General features: G+C 62.0%; 19 protein-coding genes. 9 read left to right on the plus strand and 10 right to left on the minus strand.

Annotated elements, in window-relative coordinates:
- Window positions 1-8: 8 nt before the first annotated feature.
- Entirely contained in the window at window positions 9-461 is a 453-nt protein-coding gene (locus D8W71_RS18190) for a universal stress protein (protein ID WP_121115350.1), read from the minus strand.
- A 185-nt stretch (window positions 462-646) separates the two neighbouring features.
- Between D8W71_RS18190 and D8W71_RS18195 the strand changes: the two genes are divergently transcribed.
- Both D8W71_RS18195 and D8W71_RS18200 read left to right on the plus strand, forming a co-directional pair.
- Window positions 647-3,508, plus strand: coding sequence for an alpha/beta fold hydrolase (locus tag D8W71_RS18195; protein WP_121115352.1), 2,862 nt, complete (start codon window positions 647-649; stop codon window positions 3,506-3,508).
- A complete protein-coding gene (locus D8W71_RS18200; protein ID WP_121115354.1) occupies window positions 3,505-4,362 on the plus strand; it encodes an ABC transporter permease in 858 nt (285 codons plus the stop codon). Before D8W71_RS18195 ends, D8W71_RS18200 begins: the two co-directional genes overlap by 4 nt.
- A gap of 84 nt (window positions 4,363-4,446) precedes the next feature.
- On the opposite strand, the gene D8W71_RS18205 is transcribed toward D8W71_RS18200, so the two are convergent.
- Together D8W71_RS18205 and uvrB are read right to left on the minus strand one after the other, a co-directional pair.
- Window positions 4,447-5,298 carry an SCO6745 family protein gene (locus D8W71_RS18205; RefSeq protein ID WP_121115356.1) on the minus strand — a complete coding sequence of 284 codons (852 nt, stop codon included), beginning with the start codon at window positions 5,296-5,298 and terminating at the stop codon, window positions 4,447-4,449.
- 23 nt (window positions 5,299-5,321) lie between these two features.
- The gene (uvrB, locus tag D8W71_RS18210; protein ID WP_121115358.1) at window positions 5,322-7,484 is read right to left on the minus strand and encodes an excinuclease ABC subunit UvrB; all 2,163 of its coding nucleotides are present in this window, start codon (window positions 7,482-7,484) and stop codon (window positions 5,322-5,324) included.
- A gap of 84 nt (window positions 7,485-7,568) precedes the next feature.
- On the opposite strand from uvrB, the gene D8W71_RS18215 reads away from it, so the two are divergent.
- On the plus strand, window positions 7,569-8,111 hold the full coding sequence (locus D8W71_RS18215; protein ID WP_121115360.1) for a DUF402 domain-containing protein: 543 nt from the start codon (window positions 7,569-7,571) through the stop codon (window positions 8,109-8,111).
- A gap of 140 nt (window positions 8,112-8,251) precedes the next feature.
- On the opposite strand, the gene coaE is transcribed toward D8W71_RS18215, so the two are convergent.
- Complete coding sequence (gene coaE, locus D8W71_RS18220; protein ID WP_121115362.1) at window positions 8,252-9,469, minus strand: dephospho-CoA kinase; 1,218 nt, start codon at window positions 9,467-9,469, stop codon at window positions 8,252-8,254.
- Window positions 9,470-9,640: 171 nt separating this feature from the next.
- Here coaE and D8W71_RS18225 point away from each other — a divergent pair, with 171 nt between their 5' ends.
- Window positions 9,641-9,808 (plus strand): hypothetical protein, encoded by a 168-nt coding sequence (locus tag D8W71_RS18225; protein ID WP_442971984.1) that lies wholly within the window; start codon window positions 9,641-9,643, stop codon window positions 9,806-9,808.
- A 315-nt stretch (window positions 9,809-10,123) separates the two neighbouring features.
- Here the strand turns inward: D8W71_RS18225 and rpsA are convergent, their stop codons facing one another.
- Window positions 10,124-11,602: a 30S ribosomal protein S1 gene (rpsA, locus tag D8W71_RS18230; protein WP_121115366.1), complete on the minus strand. Its 1,479-nt coding sequence runs from the start codon at window positions 11,600-11,602 to the stop codon at window positions 10,124-10,126.
- A 308-nt stretch (window positions 11,603-11,910) separates the two neighbouring features.
- On the opposite strand from rpsA, the gene D8W71_RS18235 reads away from it, so the two are divergent.
- Window positions 11,911-12,756, plus strand: coding sequence for a class I SAM-dependent methyltransferase (locus tag D8W71_RS18235; RefSeq protein WP_236077495.1), 846 nt, complete (start codon window positions 11,911-11,913; stop codon window positions 12,754-12,756).
- On the opposite strand, the gene D8W71_RS18240 is transcribed toward D8W71_RS18235, so the two are convergent.
- The 4 genes from D8W71_RS18240 to D8W71_RS18255 form a co-directional block, all read right to left on the minus strand.
- Window positions 12,753-13,505, minus strand: coding sequence for an amino acid ABC transporter ATP-binding protein (locus D8W71_RS18240; protein WP_121115370.1), 753 nt, complete (start codon window positions 13,503-13,505; stop codon window positions 12,753-12,755). The two genes, D8W71_RS18235 and D8W71_RS18240, sit on opposite strands and share 4 nt — an antisense overlap.
- A 5-nt stretch (window positions 13,506-13,510) precedes the next feature.
- The gene (locus D8W71_RS18245; protein ID WP_121115372.1) at window positions 13,511-14,467 is read right to left on the minus strand and encodes an amino acid ABC transporter permease; all 957 of its coding nucleotides are present in this window, start codon (window positions 14,465-14,467) and stop codon (window positions 13,511-13,513) included.
- Window positions 14,468-14,504: 37 nt separating this feature from the next.
- The gene (locus D8W71_RS18250) at window positions 14,505-15,428 is read right to left on the minus strand and encodes an ABC transporter substrate-binding protein (protein ID WP_121115374.1); all 924 of its coding nucleotides are present in this window, start codon (window positions 15,426-15,428) and stop codon (window positions 14,505-14,507) included.
- Window positions 15,429-15,593: 165 nt separating this feature from the next.
- Window positions 15,594-16,694, minus strand: a complete 1,101-nt coding sequence (locus tag D8W71_RS18255) for an isocitrate/isopropylmalate dehydrogenase family protein (RefSeq protein ID WP_201265121.1) — start codon at window positions 16,692-16,694, stop codon at window positions 15,594-15,596.
- A gap of 8 nt (window positions 16,695-16,702) precedes the next feature.
- Here D8W71_RS18255 and D8W71_RS18260 point away from each other — a divergent pair, with 8 nt between their 5' ends.
- The 3 genes from D8W71_RS18260 (at window position 16,703) to trxA (ending at window position 18,869) form a co-directional block, all read left to right on the plus strand.
- Window positions 16,703-17,218: a 2'-5' RNA ligase family protein gene (locus D8W71_RS18260; protein WP_121115376.1), complete on the plus strand. Its 516-nt coding sequence runs from the start codon at window positions 16,703-16,705 to the stop codon at window positions 17,216-17,218.
- A gap of 203 nt (window positions 17,219-17,421) precedes the next feature.
- The gene (locus D8W71_RS18265; RefSeq protein WP_121115378.1) at window positions 17,422-18,420 is read left to right on the plus strand and encodes a helix-turn-helix domain-containing protein; all 999 of its coding nucleotides are present in this window, start codon (window positions 17,422-17,424) and stop codon (window positions 18,418-18,420) included.
- Between the two features lie 71 nt (window positions 18,421-18,491).
- Window positions 18,492-18,869 (plus strand): thioredoxin, encoded by a 378-nt coding sequence (gene trxA, locus D8W71_RS18270; RefSeq protein ID WP_121115380.1) that lies wholly within the window; start codon window positions 18,492-18,494, stop codon window positions 18,867-18,869.
- 63 nt (window positions 18,870-18,932) lie between these two features.
- Here the strand turns inward: trxA and polA are convergent, their stop codons facing one another.
- Window positions 18,933-21,674 carry a DNA polymerase I gene (gene polA, locus D8W71_RS18275; RefSeq protein ID WP_121119503.1) on the minus strand — a complete coding sequence of 914 codons (2,742 nt, stop codon included), beginning with the start codon at window positions 21,672-21,674 and terminating at the stop codon, window positions 18,933-18,935.
- 296 nt (window positions 21,675-21,970) lie between these two features.
- Here polA and D8W71_RS18280 point away from each other — a divergent pair, with 296 nt between their 5' ends.
- Window positions 21,971-23,263, plus strand: coding sequence for an ABC transporter permease subunit (locus D8W71_RS18280; protein ID WP_121115382.1), 1,293 nt, complete (start codon window positions 21,971-21,973; stop codon window positions 23,261-23,263).

Genomic DNA, 23,263 nt, shown 5'->3' on the forward strand with positions numbered 1-23,263 from the left:
ACCGAGGGCTACCGCACCGTGTGCACGATCAGAACGTCACACGTGGACTTCCGAGCTGCGTCGGAAGGAACCGAACCGAGCAGGCGGCCCGTCAGCGAATTCAAACCACGGTTCCCGACAACCAACAGATCGGCCTTGACCTCGTCGACCAACTCCAGCAGCGACTCGACCGGCGCGCCGACGATTGCGCGCTCGTCGATGGTTTTGGCGCCCGCCTTCGTTGCGTGCTCGCGGGCAGTACGAAGGATGTCGTGTGTGGGGGCAGAACCGGTGATCTGGTACGCGTCCTCACGCAAAGCGTCGGCAGCCTTGCTCGTATCTTTGGGATCGGCCGGGTAGTACGCACACGCGATCACGAGAGTCGCGTCGGCATCACCGGCGAGAGCGGCGGCCTTCTCCACAGCCCGCAAAGACGATTCGGACCCATCGGTTCCGACGACGACGGTGCGGTAGGCACTCATTCATTCCTCCAGTTTTAGGTGTTCTGTCACACATTCGTTGGTACCTACGGCAGCCTGTTTGTGGTCCGTCATAGGCTCGATGTGCCGGTCCCCGTGACCGTTTCGATGACCTTATCCGTAACTATGGTTCCCGATGCGTAGTTCGCCCACAACGTGATCTCCGCGTCTCACCTACATTGGTTCACATGCACATCACCCGGCCACGCCGGTCGTCGAAAACCGTCGTGTTCGCCGCGCTTCTGGTCGCAATCGCCGTTGCGGTGTCGATACTTCTAGTGACACGTTCGTCGGAGTCCGGCGCGGACGTCATCTCGCTCGATTCCACGATCTCCGTACCCGAGAGTCCGGGCAGTGCTGAGGTCGTCGATCTCGACACCCGCCTCTATCTGCCGAACACGACACCCGCCCCCGCCGTACTACTCGCGCACGGATTCGGCGGCGACAAATTGTCGGTCGAAGGCCAGGCCCGTTCACTCGCCGCCGACGGATACGTCGTTCTGACATACAGCGCGCGCGGTTTCGGTGCGAGCACCGGAGCCATCTCGCTCAACGACCCGGATCGGGAAGTCGCCGATGGTCGCGCTCTGGTCGACTGGCTGTCCACACGAGCCGAGGTCCTCCAGGACAATCCTGGCGACCCGCGAATCGGCATCGCCGGAGGTTCGTACGGCGGTGCGCTCGCGTTGAGCGTCGCAGGTACCGATCCGAGAATCGACGCCGTGGCGGCGGCGATCACTTGGAACGATCTAGGTCAAGCGCTCTTCCCCAACTACGGAGTCACCACCGAAATCGGCCGGGAGGAGTTGGCGTCGGTCGACTCACCTGCTGGATCGGTCTACGGCGGACCCGGCGTTCTCAAGCGCGGCTGGGCGGGTGTCTTCTTCGGTGCAGGCAGCGCGCCGTCGGACGGTGCGGCCGAGAACGGCGAGGGGGCGTCGACGTCAGGATGCGGTCGCTTTGCGCCCGAGTTCTGCTCGGCCTATGCGCAGTCGGCGGTGACCGGTGTGCCGTCGGCCGAGTTGCTCCAACTCCTCACCGCACACTCTCCCGCAGCCGTCGCATCGAACATCACCGCGCCGACACTCCTGGTCCAAGGACTTCAGGACACCTTGTTCGGGCTCGATCAGGCCGACACCACCGCCCGGCAAATTTCCGGATCCGGCGGAGATGTGGAAGTTCGCTGGTTCGGCGGTGGTCACGACGCCGGAGGCACCAACGGCGGCTCGGACAACGCGATGGAAGACTTCCTCGACGCCCATTTGCGCGGCGAACCGGAAAGCGAGACTTCGCCGCCGCCATTCTCGTATGCGATTCAAGGATCTGCCGTCGAGCAGGAACGAACACGCAACCGGAGAATGACGGCACCCGACTATCCGGGAACGTCAGCCGGGAGTGATCCCACCCGAACTGTCCCCGTCGAACTGCGCCCCGCATCTGCACCCGGCGCGACGAGCGTTCCCGCCGAGCAGACGATCATCAGGCCGCCGGGTGCGTCACCGTCGGCAATTTCGTCGGTGCCTGGGCTCGGCTCGGTGCTTTCCACGTTGAGTGCAACGACAGCAGGCGCTCAGCTGTCCGCCGATATCCCCGGCCAGTCCGCGACATTCACCAGCGATGCAGTGACATCGCCGCTGACGATCACCGGATCGTCGCGGATTAATCTCCGGATCGGAGCGTTCGCACAGCCACAGGAGGCAGTGCTGTTCGCGAAGTTGTACGACGTCGGGCCCGACGGTCGTCGATCACTTCCCGGAGGCGCCGTCGCGGCCGTACGTCTTCCCGACTCCGTCGGCCAAGGCTCCATCCCGGTGACAGTGACCTTGCCCGGTATCAGCTACGTCGTACCGGAGGGACACCACGTCGAAGTTTCGGTGTCCACGACCGACCAGGCCTATGCGGTGCCTCTCGAACCAGCACAGTTCGTCGTCGCGCTCGATGATGCGACTCTGTCGGTGCCCTCGGTCGAAGGCGTGGCCGGCAACACCAATTCGGTGCCGACGGCCCCTCTCGTCGGTATCGGTCTGATCGCGCTGGCTCTCGTGGGATTGATCGGCGTCAACGTCCTCCGCGCGCAGAGACGCATCGTCGCGGAGGTCGACGACGATCTCGTCGACACCCCCCTCGTGATCACCGACCTCGCCAAGACCTATTCCAACGGGTTCAAAGCAGTGGACGGTGTCAGTTTCGAGGTGAAGCAGGGCCAGGTGCTCGGTCTTCTGGGACCGAACGGTGCAGGTAAGACCACTACGCTGCGCATGCTCATGGGGTTGATCACGCCGACAAGCGGAGACATTCGAGTATTCGGGCACAAGGTGTCGCCGGGCGCCCCCGTGTTGTCCAGGCTCGGATCGTTCGTCGAGGGGTCCGGATTTCTCCCACACCTCAGCGGCAAGGAGAATCTGCGCCTGTACTGGCAAGCCACCGGTCGGCCAGTCGAGGACGCGCATCTCGACGAAGCGCTGGAGATCGCCGATCTCGGCGCGGCTATCGACCGCAAGGTCAAGTCCTACAGCCAGGGTATGCGGCAGCGCCTCGCCATCGCGCAGGCGATGCTCGGCCTTCCGGACCTCATGGTTCTGGACGAACCGACCAACGGTCTCGACCCACCACAGATCAGAACCATGAGGGACGTCCTGATCAACTATGCGAAGACAGGACGCACGGTGCTCGTTTCCAGCCATTTGTTGGCCGAAGTCGAGCAGACATGTACCCACGTCGTCGTCATGAACCGTGGGTCCGTGATCAGCGCCGGAACAGTCCGCGAACTGACCGCCGCCGGCGGGCAGACCGAGATTCGAGTCAACGACACGACGCCGGCTACGTCTGTTCTCGAAGGACTCGGTCTCGTCCCTGTAATCGTGGACGACACGACGCTTCGAGTCGACCTCGGTAGCGTCGAACCCGCACTCGTCACCCGGGCTTTGTTCGACGCCGGACTCGAACTGCGAGGACTGTCCCAGTCGACCCGCCTCGAAGACGTGTTCCTCGATCTGGTGCACAACGACGCACTGCCGGCTGCATCGGCCACCGCAAAGGACGAAAAATGAGCCCGACACATTCCGACGGGAGGGCTGGGGGGTACACCGCGAGCAAGACGCTCCCTTTCAGGACCGAGCTGCGACGCCAATTCGGCCGTCGCAGAACACAACTAGCCATCGGCTTCCTCGCGTTGCTCCCGGTGATCCTCGCTATCGCGTTCGCCGTCGGCAGCACGTCCTCGGACTCCGACGCAGGCGGACTCATCGAGCTCGGCACGCGCGGCGGAGTGAACTTCACAGTGTTCGCGCTGTTCATGTCCGTCGGTTTTCTGCTGATCGTGGTCGTCGCACTCTTCTTCGGGGACTCGGTGGCGAGCGAAGCGTCGTGGTCGTCGCTTCGATACCTCCTCGCGATTCCGGTGCCCCGCACCAGACTGCTCCTGCAGAAGGCACTCGTCTCGGCGACACTCTCGATCGCCGCCATAGTGACGCTCGTCGTGGTGTCACTCGCGATCGGAACCGTGCTGTACGGCGCCGAGCCGCTCGTCACCCCGTTCGGAGACGGGCTGTCCTACACCGACGCACTAGGTCGCCTCCTGATCGCAGTTGCCTACATCTGCCTCAACCTGTTGTGGGTCGCGGGACTGGCAATGCTGTTGTCCGTCCTCACCGACGCGCCACTCGGCGCCGTCGGAGGAGCAGTGATGACATCTATCCTGATGCAGATTCTCGACCAGATCACTGCTCTGGGGTCGTTGCGGAACTATCTACCGGGTCACTACGCCAACTCGTGGATCGACGCGCTCTCACCCACAATCGAGTGGAACGACATCGTGGTCGGCTCGTTCTCCGCGCTCGCCTACGCCGCAGTGTTCGGTGTGGCTGCGTGGCAACGATTTTCGTCGAAGGACATCACGAGCTAGCGCTCGTACGAGTGCTGAGCTATCAGCGCGTTGTGCGGTGGTGCGCGTTGTGCGAAACCGTAAGACGCACAACGCGCACGAGCTCTACCTGCCGAAAACGCCGTCGGGAAACACGCCCTGCTCGACGACGCTGTCGCGCCACGGACTCCCCAGCTCGACCAATCGCGCGGCACCTTCGTCGCCCAGCGCAGCCCACGGCGCCAGCGCCAAGTCGTCGGTGATGTCCTCCACCAACTCCCTCAGGTCGTTGCCGTGGTCGGTGAGGCCACCGTTGGTATCGAGAATTTCACGGTCCTTCAACGCGTCCACTCCGTCGTTCCACTGCTCCTCCGACCATCCTCGCCGCTTCCGGGCGAATTCTTTCTCAAAGCCCTTGCCCGTCGCGGTGTGTGTGATCAACGCCTGAATGCCGCTGAGCTCAGCGGTCTGCAGAGCCGCGATATGACCGTCACCTCGGTGCTCGCGCAACAAGGTCAGCGCATGCCACAGCCTCAGATGCGGGACCTCCGGCCAATCGAGCTCGGCGTACGCCGAATACAGGGGCCTGCCGTCGTCGCCTGGAATGTGACTGGCCGCGATCGAGGCCAGCTCGGCGGCCTCGGCCATGCCCGGTGACGAGACCACATCTGCTCCGAGCAGACGCGTGTACGCGTCGCCGACCGCGCGGTACCGGATCTCGATGATCCGTTCCGGCGACACGATCGACCACGCCGCGGGCACGAACGGCTCGATGGCCTCGCGGTTGAAGTTGTAGAACGTCGCGGCTACAACACCTGCACCCACAGCGCCTAGAGGAGCCGCCCGTCCCGCGAAGTAGCACGCGCGCCCGGTGAGGCCGGCCTCTTCCAAACCGGTCTGGCTTTCCGGAACGAAATACGTCAGCGAATGAAGGAGTTCGAGCGCACGAGCGCTCCGGCCGGCAGTGGAGGCATCCATAGGAGAACCGTATCGAAGGTCCGCTACTTCAATCCTGCCGCATCCATCCCGCGCAGTTCCTTCTTGAGATCCTGAATCTCGTCACGCAGGCGACCGGCGAGCTCGAACTGCAATTCTCGTGCTGCGTTCATCATCTGATCGGTGAGGTTCTGAACCAACGCTGCCAACTCCGCTCGCGGCATTGTCTTGACGTCCTCGCCCTCGTATACCCCCGAGCTGACGGCCCGACCCTTCTCACCCTGCGCTCGGCGGCCGCGACTGGCGTTACGTCCCGATCCCCCGATCTCGATCGATTCCTCGGTGTCTTCCGCCTCTTCGTAGACCTGATCGAGGATGTCGGCGATCTTCTTCCGCAACGGCTGCGGATCGACGCCTTTCTCTTTGTTGTAGGCGACCTGCTTCTCGCGCCTACGGTCGGTCTCCTCGATGGCGTACTTCATCGAATCGGTCATTCTGTCCGCGTACATGTGCACTTCGCCGGAGACGTTACGAGCTGCGCGGCCGATGGTCTGCACCAAACTGGTTCCGCTGCGCAGAAAACCTTCCTTGTCGGCGTCGAGAATCGCAACGAGCGACACCTCGGGAAGGTCGAGGCCCTCGCGAAGCAGGTTGATGCCGATCAGAACGTCGTACTCGCCGAGTCGGAGCTGGCGTAGGAGCTCGACACGCCTGAGTGTGTCGATGTCCGAGTGCAGGTAGCGAACCCTGATCCCGAGCTCCAGCAGATAATCGGTGAGGTCCTCGGCCATCTTCTTGGTCAACGTCGTGACCAGAATTCGCTCGTCCTTTTCCGCGCGCCCCCGAATTTCGTGAACGAGGTCGTCGATCTGCCCCTTGGTCGGCTTCACGATGACCTTGGGATCGACCAGCCCCGTCGGACGGATGACCTGCTCGACGAACTCACCACCGGTCTGTCCGAGTTCGTATTTCCCCGGCGTCGCGGACAAGTACACCGTCTGCCCGATGCGCTGGGTGAACTCCTCCCACGTCAGGGGACGATTGTCGGTCGCAGACGGAAGACGGAAACCGAACTCGACCAAGTTCCGCTTACGAGACATATCGCCCTCGTACATCGCGCCGATTTGCGGAACCGTGACGTGCGACTCGTCGATGACGAGCAGGAAATCTTCGGGAAAGTAGTCGATCAGCGTCGCTGGCGCCGTGCCGGCGCCCCGACCGTCGATGTGACGCGAGTAGTTCTCGATGCCCGAGCAGAATCCGACCTGCTTGATCATCTCCAGGTCGTACTGCGTGCGCATCCTCAACCGCTGGGCTTCGAGAAGCTTGCCTTTGTTCTCGAGTTCGGCAAGGCGCTCTTCCAGCTCGATCTCGATGTTCGCGACGGCTTTCTCCATGCGCTCCGGACCCGCGACGTAATGGGTTGCCGGAAAGATACGGACCGAGTCGACCTTGCGGACCGTGTCACCCGTCAGCGGATGAAGGTAGTACAACGCCTCGATCTCGTCTCCGAAGAACTCGATTCGCACCGCAAGTTCCTCATACGACGGAATGATCTCCACGGTGTCGCCGCGCACTCGAAACGAGCCGCGAGTGAACGCCATGTCGTTCCGGGTGTACTGCACGTCGACCAGAAGTCGAAGCAAGGCGTCACGAGGCACCTCGACACCGACCTGCAATTCGATCGATCGATCGACGTACGACTGCGGAGTACCGAGACCGTAGATGCACGACACGGACGCGACCACGACTACGTCGCGGCGGGACAGCAGATTTGCAGTCGCCGAGTGACGAAGACGTTCGACGTCGTCGTTGACCGACGAATCCTTCTCTATGTAGGTATCCGTCTGCGCGATGTACGCCTCGGGTTGGTAATAGTCGTAGTAGGAGACGAAGTACTCGACCGCGTTGTTCGGCAACATGTCACGGAGTTCGTTCGCGAGCTGCGCAGCCAGTGTTTTGTTCGGCGCCATCACCAACGTCGGGCGCTGCAACTTCTCGATGAGCCACGCCGTCGTCGCAGATTTGCCGGTGCCGGTTGCGCCGAGCAGAACTATGTCCTTCTCGTCAGCTCGGATCCTGCGTTCCAGTTCGGCGATCGCAGTCGGCTGGTCACCCGCTGGTGTGTGTTCGCTGACGACCTGGAAAGCAGGGCCCGTCCGCTCGATGTCCCCGACGGGGCGATGTTCGGAGTGAGCCACCACGGGATGTTCGGATGCAAACGCCATACCACCAGGGTAGACGCGACCACCGACACGTTCGATCCGTGCATCGACCGGCAGCCTCGTCCGGAACCGGTAACTTGATCTTTCATGGACTCTGCTGACGCGCCGTACGTGCACGTCCACCCACCCAAGGTCGAATATTTCGACGTCGTCGGACTCACCAACACCGATCCGAAGGGTTTCGTCCGTCCGGTGGACGAGTATCGCGTCGAACCGTGGGGGCTGTACATGGCCCGACCGTCGGACCACCAACAATTCGACTACCTGCAGTCCTGGCTACTTCCGAGCCTGGGTCTGCGAGCCTCGATCTTTCACTACCTCCCAGGGCACGTCCGCGACCAGAACTATTACGTAGACGTAGGCGAGTTCACTCCCGGTGACGACGTGTGGACATCGGTGGATCACTATCTCGACATCGTTGTCCGTACCGGACGAGGATTCGATTTCCTGGACGCGGACGAACTCGTCGAGGCACGGGTGGAGAACCACCTGGACACCGCGACCGCCGATCTGGCGATGAACAGGTCAGTCCGTGCCGTCGCCGGACTCGCGGCGCACGACTACGACCTCGACGCATGGCTTTCCTCGCTCGGAATGCCGACCACCTGGCGTCCGCGGGCGGAGCGGTAGGCCATCCCGCTATCGCTTGAATGGTCCATCCATACGATCTGATAGCTAGCAAGGTCCGTACGCGCGGTCGCCGTTATCGCTTGAATGGTCCATCCATACGATCTGATAGCTAGCAAGGTTCATGCATGCGAGAGCACGTGCTACGCGGACCACCCTGATTTCGCGGCCCACTCCCAGGCGCGGTCGTATGCACGGTCGAACCACGGTTCCTTGGCGTTCGCGTAGGCATCGATCGCGGCTTGATACTCGGTCTCTCCGGCCGCTGCGGTGTTTGCGGCCTTCTTGATCTCGAGGTACTCCGCGGTGGCGTCGGGGTCGGCGAGCAGCCAATCCCTAAATACCAACGCGAATTGCTGACCGGGCCACCCGTCGACGCGTATGTGCACGTTTGCGGTGCGACCCGGATCTGCCGATCCATGGATTCGCTTCTGCCAGACCGCGGGGTCGGCCTCCCCTCCGATACCGTACGCGGGCTTCGGGCTGTCTGCCTTGATGTGTTCGATTCGGGGAAATCCGATCTGCCTCAACGGCTCTGCCAAGGAGTCCGCGGCGCCCAAGTGCGCGACGGTGATCTGGATGTCGATTACGTCCTTCGCGTCGAGGCCGGCAACGGCTGTCGAACCGATGTGATCGATTCGCACAGCGGCACTTCCGCACGCTACTGCGAGTCTCGCGATCAATCTCTTCGCTTGAGCGGGCCACTGTGGATCAGCAGTGACCAAGGTCGGCAACGTTCTGACGACGACGCCGTCGCGCATGTTCTGCTCGAATGGAACCAATCGATCGAACCACAGCGTACGTACGACGTCATCGAGATCCCCAGGCGCGCCGCTATTGTCGATCCAGACATCCGCCGCGGCTCGTCGCGCTTCGTCGGTCGCCTGGGCAGCAATCCGCGCCCGGGCGTCGGACTCGGGCATGCCTCTTCGGTTCACCAATCGATCCACTCGTTCCTCTGCGTCGGCGAAGACCACCGCGACAAGTTGGAACAGAGCACCCATCTTGCCCTCGACCAACAATGGAATGTCTTGAATCACGACGGCGTCGCCGGGTGCTGCGTCGATCAGCTCGGCGGTTCGCTTTCCGACGAGTGGGTGGACGATGGAATTCAGTTTCCCTCTGGACTCATCGTCACGAAATGCTTTGGCAGCCAGCGCAGCTCGGTCGAGACTGCCATCCTCCGCCAGAACGTCCTCGCCGAACGCGTCGATCAACTGCGTCAGACCTTCCGTCCCCGGCTCGACGACTTCACGCGCAATAACGTCCGCGTCGACCAGGACTCCGCCTAATGCGGTGAGGGTTTTGGACACCGTGGATTTTCCTGCTCCGATGCCTCCGGTGAGGCCAAGTCTCAACATGGCCTCAGTCTCTCATCCAACACGCCGAAGCACACCAGCCCCAAATACACCATGTTCGGCCCGATGTCCGTTATCTTCGTCGTGCGAGATAAGTATTTGCCGACCCACTGCTAGCGAAAAGGACTTTCGATGCGAAGCAATCAGATCCAACCGGGTCGGCACCGTCTCGGCATGGAGTTAGGAGTGCACGTCATTCTGATTCCCGAGGTTGCCTTGGCGTTGGCCGACCATCGGCGTAATTGGTTCACGAATCTGCTCAGCCCAGCTCGTCACAGCTTCGCTTCCATGCGCAAGCGAACGGGCAGTGTTGCTCAGTGGAGTCCCGCCGTCGCAGGTTGAGCCGACCCGTCGAACGAACGACGATGGACCCGTATCCCTCCGGATCGGGTCCATTTTTGTGCGCTCGATCTGGACCGAACGTCTGTTTCGGTCACTTGCATGGTGACCGAATGAGCCGTTCGCTCTTCTGAGCTGACCGAAGTAGACATTCACTCACTCAGAGTGACCGAATGAGCCGTTCGCTCAAATGAGGTGACCGGAACAGACATTCGGTCCAGCGGAGATAGCCGAACAGCGTACCCGAGAAAGAAGTGAGCCCCGGCTCCACAAAGGAGCCGGGGCTGCGGTCATACCCTTACGGGTAGACATCTTCTATCAGGCGTTGCCCGACAGCTTCTCGCGAAGTGCAGCGAGCTGCGCATCGCTGGCCAGCGAGCCACCGGTCGACGCGGGAGCCGACGCCACGGGAGCGTCGCCTTCTGCATCGGCGGGAGCCTGGCCCGACTCGGAGGAGTAGTTGGTGTTGGCGGCTTCGGCAGCCTCGTCCTTCGCCGTCTTCTCCATCTGAGCGGTGTGCATCTTGTGGCGACGCTCTGCCTCGGCGTAGCGGCCTTCCCACTCTTCACGCTGCTTCTCGTAGCCTTCGAGCCATTCGTTGGTCTCGGAGTCGAAGCCCTCGGGGAAGATGTAGTTGCCCGCATCGTCGTACGAGTCGGCCATTCCGTACTTGGACGGATCGAACTCTTCTGCGTAGTCCTCGTTGGCCTGCTTGAGGCTCAGCGAGATACGACGACGCTCGAGATCGATGTCGATGACCTTGACGAGTGCATCGTCGCCGACACCGACAACCTGGTCCGGAACCTCCACGTGGCGCTCGGCCAGCTCGGAGATGTGCACGAGGCCCTCGATGCCCTCTTCGACGCGCACGAAGGCGCCGAACGGAACGAGCTTCGTGACCTTGCCGGGCACGATCTGGCCGATCGCGTGGGTGCGAGCGAACTGGCGCCACGGATCTTCCTGAGTTGCCTTGAGCGACAGGGAAACACGCTCGCGGTCCAGGTCGACGTCGAGAACCTCGACGGTGACCTCGGTGCCGACCTCGACAACCTCGGACGGGTGATCGATGTGCTTCCAGGAAAGCTCGGAAACGTGCACGAGTCCGTCTACGCCGCCCAGGTCCACGAAGGCACCGAAGTTGACGATGGAGGACACGACGCCCTTGCGGACCTGGCCCTTCTGGAGCTGGTGCAGGAATTCGCTGCGAACCTCGGACTGAGTCTGCTCGAGCCATGCACGGCGCGACAGGACCACGTTGTTGCGGTTCTTGTCGAGCTCGATAATCTTGGCCTCGATCTCCTTGCCGACGTACGGCTGGAGGTCGCGAACACGACGCATCTCGACGAGCGAGGCGGGAAGGAAGCCACGAAGACCGATGTCGAGGATGAGTCCACCCTTGACGACCTCGATGACGGTGCCCTTGACGGCCTCGTCCTTCTCCTTGAGCTCTTCGATCGTGCCCCACGCGCGCTCGTACTGAGCACGCTTCTTGGACAGGATCAGGCGGCCTTCCTTGTCCTCTTTGGTGAGGACGAGTGCTTCGATCTCATCTCCCACGGAGACGACCTCATTGGGGTCGACGTCGTGCTTGATGGAGAGCTCGCGGGAAGGAATGACGCCTTCGGTCTTGTAACCGATGTCGAGCAGAACCTCGTCGCGGTCGACCTTGACGATGGTGCCTTCGACGATGTCACCATCGTTGAAGTACTTGATCGTTGCGTCGATGGCGGCGAGAAAATCCTCTGCGGAGCCGATGTCGTTGACGGCTACCTGCGGTGAGGTTGTGGTTGAGGGCATGTGTTGAGTTGCTCCGGACGGGTTGGGTATCGGTTGATGGATGTTCGGTCGGACTGTAAAACTCGATTCTGAACAGAACGCGAACCTTCTATGACCAGAAATGCCGGTCGTGAAACAAGAAGCGTCCGAGCTGTCAGAACACATCGAGCGCGAAGATGTTCCCACTGACATTCGAGGCGACCGGAAACCGTAGTTTCGACCGACCCTGACGCAGCATGAACACACTCGCGTCCAACAGGGTACGCGACCAGGTCACAGCTGGGCAAACGCGACAGGCACCCCAATCGGCACCGACTAACGTGTCTCGGGTGACCGACAGCCCTGACCCCTCCGAATCACTCCAGACTCCCGTTGTACCAGGGCGAACTCGGATCGGTTCGGAGTTGAGCGATCGTGCGAGCCGCTCGTGGTGGGACTCCGATGCCGACGAGTACCACCGCACACACGGGGATTTCCTCGGTGTCGGCTCCGAGAAGGGCGAGTTCGTGTGGTGTCCGGAAGGCCTGCACGAAGGCGACGTCCACCTGCTAGGTGACGTCGCCGGGAAGGACATCCTGGAGGTCGGGTGCGGTTCGGCACCCTGCGCTCGGTGGCTGGGCGCGCAGGGCGCTCACGCCGTCGGCCTCGACATATCGTCGGGAATGCTTGGAAAGGGTCTCGACGCCATGACGGCCGGTGGCGACCGCGTTCCACTGATCCAGGCAAGTGCCGAGTCACTCCCGTTCGCCGATGCGAGCTTCGACATCGCGTGCTCGGCATTCGGCGCAGTCCCGTTCGTCGCAGACTCTGCGAACGTCATGACGGAAGTTGCGCGCGTGCTTCGGCCGGGCGGTCTCTGGGTCTTCGCGGTCAATCACCCGATGCGGTGGATATTCCCCGACGATCCGGGCCCTGTCGGACTTACCGCGACCATCCCCTACTTCGATCGCACGCCGTACGTCGAGTTCGGTGCCGACGGTCAACCTACGTACGTCGAGCATCATCGAACTATCGGTGACCGCGTCCGCGAAATCGTCGCGGCCGGGCTCGAACTGCGTGACATCATCGAGCCCGACTGGCCGGAGTGGCTCGACCGCGAGTGGGGACAGTGGAGTCCGCTGCGTGGGCAGCTCTTCCCCGGCACCGCGATCTTTTCCAGCCGCAAACCGCTCTAAAGGAGTTTGGAGAGGAACAGCTTGGTGCGTTCGTGCTGCGGGTTGGCGAGCAGGGACCGGGGTTCACCCGACTCGACCACTACTCCGCCGTCCATGAACACCAGCTGATCAGCGACTTCGCGGGCGAACCCCATCTCATGGGTCACGACGACCATCGTCATTCCGTCTTTCGCCAACTCCTTCATGACTCCGAGCACTTCACCGACGAGTTCCGGGTCCAGCGCCGATGTGGGCTCGTCGAACAGCATCAGCTTGGGATCCATGGCAAGAGCCCGGGCGATGGCGACGCGTTGCTGCTGCCCGCCGGACAACTGCGCCGGATAGGCACCAGACTTGTCGCCGAGTCCGACCCGGTCGAGCAGTTCTTTGCCGCGCACCGTCGCGTCCTTCTTCTTCATGCCTTTCACCTGCGTCGGCGCCTCGATAATGTTCTCGAGCGCTGTGCGATGCGGAAACAGGTTGAAGTGCTGGAAGACCATGCCGATGTCGCGGCGTTGCTTGGACGCCTTCTTCGGATGCAGCTCGTAGAGCTTGCCGTTCTTCTCCTCGTATCCGACGAGTTCGTCGTCGACGTACAACCGACCAGCGTTGACCTGTTCGAGGTGGTTGATGCAGCGCAGGAACGTCGACTTTCCCGAGCCCGACGGACCGACCATGCACAGCACCTGGCCCTTGTCGATCTCAAGCGAAATACCCTTGAGGACTTCCAGTGCGCCGAAGTTCTTGCACACCTGTTCGGCCTTCACCATGGGACTCACAGCGGACCCCCTTCCGTCGACCTCGGAACGATCGAGGGTTTGCCGCCCTGGGCGTCGGCGAGCGCCTGAAGCTGCCTGTTGGTCAACTTCCGAGACACCCCCTTCGAGTAGTAGCGCTCGAGATAGAACTGACCGACCATCAGGATGCTCGTGATCAGGAGGTACCACGTCGACGCGACCAGGAGAAGCGGGACCGGTTCGAAATTGACCCCGGATATGTCACGGGCCCGTCCGTAGACGTCGCCGGTGAACGGCACGGCGATCACCAACGACGTCGTCTTCAGCATGCTGATTACTTCGTTGCCGGTCGGCGGGATTATCACGCGCATCGCCTGTGGCAACACCGTCCGTCGCATGGTCTGCGACCACGACATCCCGAGCGCGGTGGATGCTTCGACCTGACCTTCTCCGACCGAATTGATACCGGCGCGGACGATCTCGGCCATGTATGCAGCTTCGTTCAACGCCAGCCCGATCACGGCGAACCAAAAGGCCGAGTAGAGAGATTGCAGATCGAACTCGGCGAATTGGACCGAGAACGGGATCCCCAGTGCGACGTTCTTGTAGATCACGGGGAACAGACCCCAGAAGGTCAACTGAACGTAGATAGGGGTACCACGAAAGATCCAGAGGTAGACCCACGCTGCACTGCGTAGGACGGGGTTGGGCGACAGACGCATGACCGCGACCGCAACGCCCAAGATGATCGCGATGACCATCGAATACACCAAGAGCTGCACCGTGATCCATACGCCGGTACCGATCCGAGAGTCGAACAAGTAGCGGCCGTACGTGCCCCATCCGTACGCGGGATTGGTCGCTGCGCCGTATGCAAAGAGCCCGAACAGAACCACAATGACGACGGCAGCAACCCAACGACCGGGATGCTTCAGCGGAATTGCCTTGATCGGCGCGGGATCGGTTCCGCTGTCCAACGAGGGCGAACTCGTCACACGAAATCCTTTCGTCGAGTTGGCACGTTGGGCGCGATCAGTTGACTGCCCCGTTGATCTGTGCCTGCTCGATCACGCCTGCCTCGACGCCCCAGTTCTCGGCGATGGTCTGGTACTGCCCGTTGTCGATCAGGTACTGAACGGCCTTCTGGAGCGACTGCGCGAGCGGTGACCCCTTGGCCACCGGGTATCCGTACGGAGCGGAATCGAACACGTCGCCTGCCGCCTCTAGCTTGTCCCCGGTCTGCTTGATCGCATAGGCCGTGACCGGCGAATCTGCCGACATCGCGTCTACGCGTCCGAGGACGAGAGCGTTGACCGCGTCGTCCTGACTGTCGAACTTCACGATCTCGATTGCGGGCTTGCCTGCCGCCACACACGCCTCGCTCTTGGCTGGAACCTCTTCCTGGTCCTGGATTGTGGTGGTCTGCACCGCAACCTTCAGGCCACACGCGTCGGTTGGATCGACCGATCCGCCGGCCGGCTGCGCCCACTGAGTGCCTGCATTGAAGTAGGTGGTGAAGTCGACGGTCTGCTCGCGCTCTTTCGTGTCGGTGAACGACGACATCCCGACGTCGTAACTTCCCGCCTGAACCGAGGGGATGATCCGATCGAAGTCGGCTTCCTCGTACTGTGCTGTCACACCCAGAACTCCGGCAACGGCGTTCATCAGGTCGACGTCGAAGCCGATGATCTTGCCGGACGAATCCTTGAACTCGTTGGGCGAATACGGCACGTTGACACCGACGATCAAGGTGCCCGACGTGACGTTCTTCTCGGGGAGCGTCGAGGCCACGTCGTCGACCTTGCTCACCTCGACCGCAGTCGTCTCCTCCGCGGCAGGTGCACCACCGTCTTCGGTGTTCTGTGCGCACCCCGAGAGGAACAGTGCGCCGGCTCCGGTGAGCGCCAACAGAACTCGCGCGGTACGAACGGGCTTCGAACAGGAACGTGCAGACACGACAGAGCCTCCAGAAATCGACACGACGCACCGCGGCGTGCGGTGCCGTCAGTCATACGAACATAAGCGACCGACGCCGCCCCCGCCGTATGGGTAACCGAACAGTAACGCGGGCTACCGACCGGAGAAGTCATTTCGCCGCCAACCGTGTTGGACGCGGACGGGTCACACCCGCTTTGCTCTAGCGATCACCGTCTCGGTGAACTCACTCGTCGACGCCCGCCCGCCGAGGTCGGCTGTTGCGACTCCAGACTCGAGCGCGCCATCGACAGCGCGTCTGATTCGGTGCGCCGCAGCAGTGAGCCGAGCATCGCCCGAGTTGCCCGCGAGCCATTCCAGCATCATCGCCGCCGACAGGAACAGGGCCGTCGGATTCGCACGGTTCTTGCCTGCGATGTCGGGAGCCGACCCATGTGCGGCCTGAGCCATCGCTTTGTTCTCCGACGAATTGAGCGACGGTGCCATCCCGAGTGACCCCGAAAGCTCGCCGGCCAAGTCGGACAGGATGTCGCCGAACATGTTTTCGGCGACGATCACGTCGAAGTCGCCGCCCCGCCGAACAAGATGCGCGGTGAGCGCATCGATGTGTTCTTCGTCGACGGCCACGTCCGGGAAATCGACGGCGACGGTTCTGCATGCGTCACGGAAAAGCCCGGTTGTCATCGCCAAAACGTTCGTCTTGTGCACGATGGTCACATGCTTCCGCCGACCCTGGGCGAGCGTGAATGCCTCGCGTGCGATCCGCTCGCACGCAGAACGAGTGAACACACCGACAGCAAGCGCAACATCGGGCGTCGGCATGAATTCGCCGCTGCCGAGGAACATATTGCGATCTGCGTAGAAGCCTTCTGTGTTCTCACGGACGACGACGAGGTCCATCGAAGCCGATACTGCTCTCACGCCAGGATGGGCCGCGGCAGGCCTGATGTTTGCGAAGAGGTCGAAGGTCTTGCGTACGACGCCACCCGGAGTGAGTTGCGATCGGAACGGCTCTGGATACGACGCACTGTCGTGCGGGCCGAGTATCCAGGTGTCGAGCGACTTCAGTTCTTCGAGCGTCGATTCCGGAATCGGGGTCCCATGCGTGTCGATCGCGTCCGCGCCGAGAGGTAGTTCGACCCACTCGATGGACGGGCCGTGTTCGGCGTCGACCGCTTCGTCGACGACGCGCATCGTCGCGGGCACGATTTCGTGCCCGATTCCGTCCCCGAGCATCGACCCGATCCGTACCGTCTTCACTCCGTCGTGTGCCACATCAGCAATCATGACTGACTATGGTCCAGTCACTGGAATTACTCCTCGACGATTCACTCGACGTGGCCGTCCGGCGTGAATGGCAACTGCTGATCGACGCCGATCTCCCGAGCCAAGGTCGACACACAGGCGAGTCGAATCGTCCGCATATCACTCTGTCGGTTGCCGACGACTTCGAGATGCTCGACGCGCGCATCGAGCAGGAGTTCCTGCGCGTTCGATTTCCGGTGAGGCTCGGTGCATTCGTGGTTTTCCGTGGCAAGCACACCACTCTGGCGAGGCTTGTGGTCCCGTCGAAGGAGTTGTTGACGCTGCACGCCCGCGTGTCGGAGCTGGCCGAGGATTCCGGCGGCTACCGGTCACACACGACATCGGGGAAATGGACCCCGCACGTCACGCTCGCCCGCAGACTCACGCGAGTCGAACTCGCCGAGGCGTTCTTGCGGCTTCACGCGTGCCCGTCCGATCTTGTCGGTGAGACGTCGGCGCTCCGCAGGTGGGACGGCGAGGACAAGCGCGAGTGGCTCGTACGGTGACGCGTCAGAATCTGAAGTCACCGAACTGGGTCACCTCCGCATGAGTGTCAGGCGCGTAGCCGGAAGCAAGAGCCAAGTACATCGCGGCGAAAACTACCAGGACGAAAAGTGTGATTGTCATGTTCACAAGCCTGCAACCAGCAGCTCGACAGCAACAGTGGCAGATATGACATAGTTGCTCGTTTTTCTGCCATACTGGCACAATGTTGAAACGCGTGGTCGTTCCGCTACTCCCGCTGACCGAGCAGTTCGAGATGGGGGTTGCCTGCGAGGTATTCGGTTTCGACCGATCCGACGAAGGCCTTCCCACCTACGATTTTTCGCTCATAGCCGGTGTCGCGGAACCGATCAGGTCCCGGTTCGGGTTCACGATCGACGTACCCTACGACCTCGATCAACTCGACGACGCCGATCTGATCGTCATACCGGCCGGCGGCACGCATCGATCCGATGACGGCAGTTATGTGTGCGGCACCGACTACGACGCAGCCATCGAGCCACTGCTGGTGAAGCTGCGAGCAGCAGTGGACCGCGGCGCGAAGGTAGCCAGCCTGTGCAATGGCGCATTTCTCCTCGGCAAGGCCGGTCTGCTCGACGGTCGTCGTTGCACGACGCACTGGCGGCATTCGGATCGTCTTGCGGCCGAATACCCATTGGCGGACGTCGACTGCAACGTGCTGTACGTCGACGACGGCAACGTTCTGACGAGTGCTGGCACCGCTGCTGGCATCGACCTCTGCTTGCATATCGTCCGCAAGGAGCAGGGCAGCAAGGTCGCCAACGGAATCGCCCGACGCATGGTGGTACCGCCGCACCGAGACGGAGGTCAAGCCCAATTCGTCACAACTCCTTTGCCGACAACGGAGGTCGATACGCTCGCTCCCCTACTCGACTGGATGACCGAGCACCTCGATACCGACCTCACCGTCCAGACCTTGTCCGCGCGGGTGAACATGTCTGCGCGGACCTTCGCCCGCCGATTCCAGGCCGAGACGGGGACGACACCTGCCCGCTGGCTCAACGATCAACGCGTTCTTGCCGCCCAACAGCTGCTCGAGAACTCGGATCTGTCGATGGACGTGATCTCCGAACGAGTCGGCTTCGGCAACGCTGCCGTGATGCGGCAGCATTTTGTCCGATTGCGGTGCACGACGCCCAACTCCTACCGCCGCACATTCCGGTCCGCGCCACAGCCGGTGTAACCCGTGGGAAGAATTTTCGACGGTCGTACGTTGAAAGGACCAGAGAAGCACACATCGACGAAAGGGCAGGCGTGGCAACACAGACTTTGACTCAGCAGAACTTCGACGACATCGTCGGCGGCAACGACGTAGTTCTCGTCGACTTCTGGGCGTCGTGGTGTGGACCGTGCCGCCAGTTCGCACCGACGTTCGAGAAGTCTTCCGACGCTCACCCCGACGTCGTGCACGCGAAGGTCGACACCGAGGCCGAACAGGGCCTCGCTGCGGCAGCGAACATCCAGTCCATCCCGACGATCATGGCGTTCCGTGAGGGCATTCTCGTCTTCGCGCAGCCAGGGGCCCTTCCGGCAGCAGCATTGGAAGACCTCGTCGGGCAGGTCAAGTCCTTGGACATGGACGTAGTACGCGCGCAGTTGGAAGAGCAGAAGGCCGGAGCAGACTCCGAATAGTTCGACACGACATACGACGAGGGCCGATCGCGAACGTGATCGGCCCTCGTCGTATGTGCGGGTCTAGTGCGCTGCTTTGTCCCAGCTTCGGCCCGTCCCGACGGATACCTCGAGCGGGACGGACAACGAGATCGCAGACGACATTTTCTCGCGCACGAGTGCTTCGACCTGTTCACGCTCGGACTCCACGACTTCCAGGACCAATTCGTCGTGGACCTGTAGGAGCATGCGGGACTTCAATTTCGACTCGGACAGACTGCGGTGCACGTCGATCATCGCAACCTTGATGATGTCGGCCGCGGTGCCTTGTATCGGGGCGTTCAGGGCAGCGCGTTCTGCAACCTCGCGACGCTGACGGTTGTCACTGTTGAGGTCGGGCAGGTAACGACGGCGTCCATAGAGCGTCGAGGTGTAGCCGACCTTGCGTGACTCCTCCACTGCATTTCGCAAGTAGTCGCGAACTCCACCGAAGCGCGAGAAGTACGCCTCCATTTGCTGTTTTGCCTCGTCGGTCGAGATTTTGAGCTGCGCGGCGAGCCCGAAGGCACTCAGCCCGTACGCGAGACCGTAGGACATTGCCTTCACTCGGCGGCGGAGTTCCGGTGTGACCTCCTCGATCGGTACACCGAACGCCCGTGCTCCTACGAAACTGTGCAGATCTTCACCGGTGTTGAACGCTTCGATCAGGCCTTCGTCTCCGGAAAGATGGGCCATGATGCGCATCTCGATCTGGCTGTAGTCCGCGGTGAGGAGCGCGTCGTAGCCCTCGCCCACGACGAACCCGTCGCGGATATGCCTGCCTGCCTCGTTGCGCACCGGGATGTTCTGCAGATTGGGTTCGGTGGAGGACAGACGGCCCGTCGCAGCGACGGTCTGATTGAACGTCGTGTGAATGCGACCGTCGTCGGCGACGGACTTGAGCAAACCGTCGACAGTCACCTTCATCCGGGTCGCGTCGCGGTGATCGAGAAGGAACTTCAGGAATGGATGCTCGGTCTTTTCGAACATGCTTTGAAGCGCATCGGCATCGGTGGTGTAACCGGTCTTGGTCTTCTTGGTTTTCGGCATGTCGAGCTCGTCGAACAACACGACCTGCAGCTGCTTCGGCGATCCGAGGTTGATCTGCTTGCCGATGACCTCGTACGCCGCGTTGGCTGCGTCACCGACCTGATCGGCGAACCCACTCTGTAATTCCTCCAGGTGATCTCGGCCGACGGCGATACCCGTCGCCTCGAGGTCTGCCAGGACCGTCAGAAGCGGAAGTTCCATGTCCGAGAGCAACGACGTCGACTCGATGCTGTCCAACTCGGCGTCGAGTGCTGCTGCGAGGTCCAGAATGGCTTGAGCCCGCAGAATTTCACCCTCGGCGACTGCAGCCTCGGCCACGTCCTCGGTATCGAGGAGCGACAGCTGCCCTTCCACCGAATCCTCGGCTCGGAGTTCGCGTTTGAGGTAGCGCAACGACAAATCATCGAGATTGAAGCTGCGTTGTCCCGGCCGAACCAGATACGCTGCGAGGGCGGTATCACTCGTCAGTCCATTCAGAGTCCACCCCCTACCGCGGAGCGCGTGGATGGCCCACTTGGCCTCGTGCAGAGCTTTCGGCTGGGCGGGGTCGGCCAACCACGCGGCGAGCGCTTGCTCATCGGACTCGTCGAGAGCACTCGTGGTGACGAATCCGCCCTCGCCGTCGGATGCGGCGATCGCAACGGACACCGCGTCGCTGTCGAACGGACGGCGTGGGCCGACGACGGAGAGCCCGTGGCGCTCGCCCGTCGACGCATGGGCCTTCAGCCACTCGGCGAGCTCCCCCACCGGTACGGTCCCACCCTTGACGTCGAAACCCTCCTCCGCCTCGGGCTCCACCGAGGACAGCGTCTCGAACAGCCGGTCGCGCAGAACCCTGAATTCGAGATCGTCGAACAACGCGTGGATTTTCTCGCGATCCCACGGTGCCAGCTCGAGCTGATCCGGCGTGTAGGGAAGCGGGACGTCGCGAACCATCTCGGTGAGTTCACGATTGAGCACTACGGAGGACAGGTTGGCGCGGAGGGCATCTCCGACCTTGCCTTTCACCTTGTCCACATTGTTGACGAGTTCCTCGAGCGACCCGTACTCCACGATCCACTTGGTGGCGGTCTTCTCGCCGACTCCTGGGATGCCAGGCAGGTTGTCGCTTGGGTCGCCGCGCAACGCGGCGAAGTCCGGATACTGCGACGGTGTCAGGCCGTATTTGCTGGTTACCTCTTCCGGGGTGAAACGGGTGAGCTCCGAAACGCCCTTCTTCGGGTAAAGGACTGTCACGTTCTCGGTGACCAACTGCAACGAATCCCTGTCGCCGGTGACGACGAGGACGCGGTAGCCAAGCACCTCGGCCTGGGTCACCAGCGTCGCGATGATGTCGTCCGCCTCGAACCCAGCCTCTGCCATGACCGGGATGCCCATTGCACCGAGGACATCCTTGGTGATGTCGACCTGGCCGGCGAATTCGTCCGGCGTCTTGCTGCGATTGGCTTTGTACTCGGGAAACCGCTCGGCTCTGAACGTTTGGCGGGACACATCGAACGCCGCGGCGATGTGCGTCGGCTTCTCGTCGCGCAGCAAGTTGATCAACATGGACGTGAACCCGTAGACAGCGTTGGTCGACTGACCACTCGTCGTCTTGAAGTTGTCCACCGGCAGCGCGAAGAAGGCTCGGAACGCGATGGAGTGACCGTCGATCAGCAACAGCGTCGGCGGCGACGCATCAGCAGATTTGCCGGTCGTGGGAGCGGAGGCAGGACTGGCGTCGGTTACAGGGCTCACGGTCGTCCAGTCTAGGTAGAGGGTCCGACAGCTGCTGGCGTGGATGCGGATCTCGGGCAATTTGCCTGCTCGCGAAGTTCGAAACACAAATGAAACTTCCCAGAAATTCCAGACGCCGGTTTCGTGCGCTTCCAACAGTTAGAGTCCGACAATTGCAAGTAGCCGAGCCCTGCCATGGGCTCACCCCGACAACCGTCCGGAGGACGTGCGTGGCTCCAAATGTTCGATGGACCCGAAGGAAGACTCGAATTCGGTTCACCAGCCGAATCTCGCTCCGCCTTTTGAGACAGACCCTCATGTTGGCGATTCTCGGATCCATAGCAGCAGTGACGTTCGGCGGAACTGCTCTAGCGCAGGAACCGACCCCAACTCCCCCACCAGCTGCATCGACGTCGGAGTCACCGCCGGCTGATGCAGTGTCCGTCAGCGGCAGCCTCAACAACGGCGGTGAACGGCTCGCCGATGTCGACGTCACCGCCAAAGATGCCTCCGGCGAGGAAGTCGGCAGGACAACCTCGGCCGACGGTGGCCGGTGGACGCTCGAATTGTCCCCCGGCTCCTACACGTTCGGCGTAGACCCCGAGACCCTGCCCGACGGAGTCAACGTCCAGGGCGAGGTGCAGCGCGACGTGGCAGCCGGACGCGCCAACACCGTCATCTTCTCGTTCGGCGAAGCCCGTACTGCTACTGAAGTGCCTTTCTACGAGAAGTTCATCAGGACGACCGTCGACGGTCTGCGTTTCGGGCTCGTCATTGCCCTCGCCGCAGTCGGCCTGAGCCTCATCTTCGGCACGACCGGCCTGACCAACTTCGCCCATGGCGAGCTGGTCACACTCGGCGCAGTCGCAGCATGGGTGTTCAACGTCAGTATGGGCATTCAGTTGATCTGGGCAACGATCCTGGCGATCATCGTCGGCGTCGCCATCGGATGGCTGAACAACTCCCTCATCTGGCGCCCTCTGCGAAAACGTAAGACAGGCCTGATCGCTCAGCTGGTGGTCTCCATCGGCCTGGCTATCGCGTTCCGCTATCTCATCCTCATCTTCTTCTCCGACCGTGCCGAGCCGTTCGACGACTACCAGGCACAGACCCAGAACGAGTGGGGCCCACTGGCCATCACCAACGTCAACCTCGCCTGCATCGTCATCAGCATCGTCGTGCTGGTGGGCGTCGCGCTGATGTTGCAACGCACTCGCATCGGCAAGGCAATGCGGGCCGTCGCCGACAACCGAGACCTGGCCGCGTCGTCCGGCATCAACGTCGAACGCGTCGTGACCTTCGTCTGGTGCATGGGCGGTGGCCTAGCGGCACTTGGCGGCGTCCTGTTCGGCCTTTCCGAACTCGGCGGGCGCGTCCAATGGGAGATGGGCTTCAAACTGCTCCTCCTTATGTTCGCCGGAATCACATTGGGCGGCCTGGGAACCGCCTACGGAGCTCTCCTCGGCTGCGTCATCGTCGGACTCCTCGTCCAGTGGTCGACGATGATCATCAATCCCGATCTCAAATACATCGGAGGACTGCTCGTCTTGATTCTCATCCTCGTCGTCAGGCCTCAGGGCATACTCGGCTCGCGGCAAAGGATCGGGTGA

The organism is Rhodococcus sp. P1Y (genome assembly GCF_003641205.1).
GTDB lineage: Bacteria > Actinomycetota > Actinomycetes > Mycobacteriales > Mycobacteriaceae > Rhodococcoides.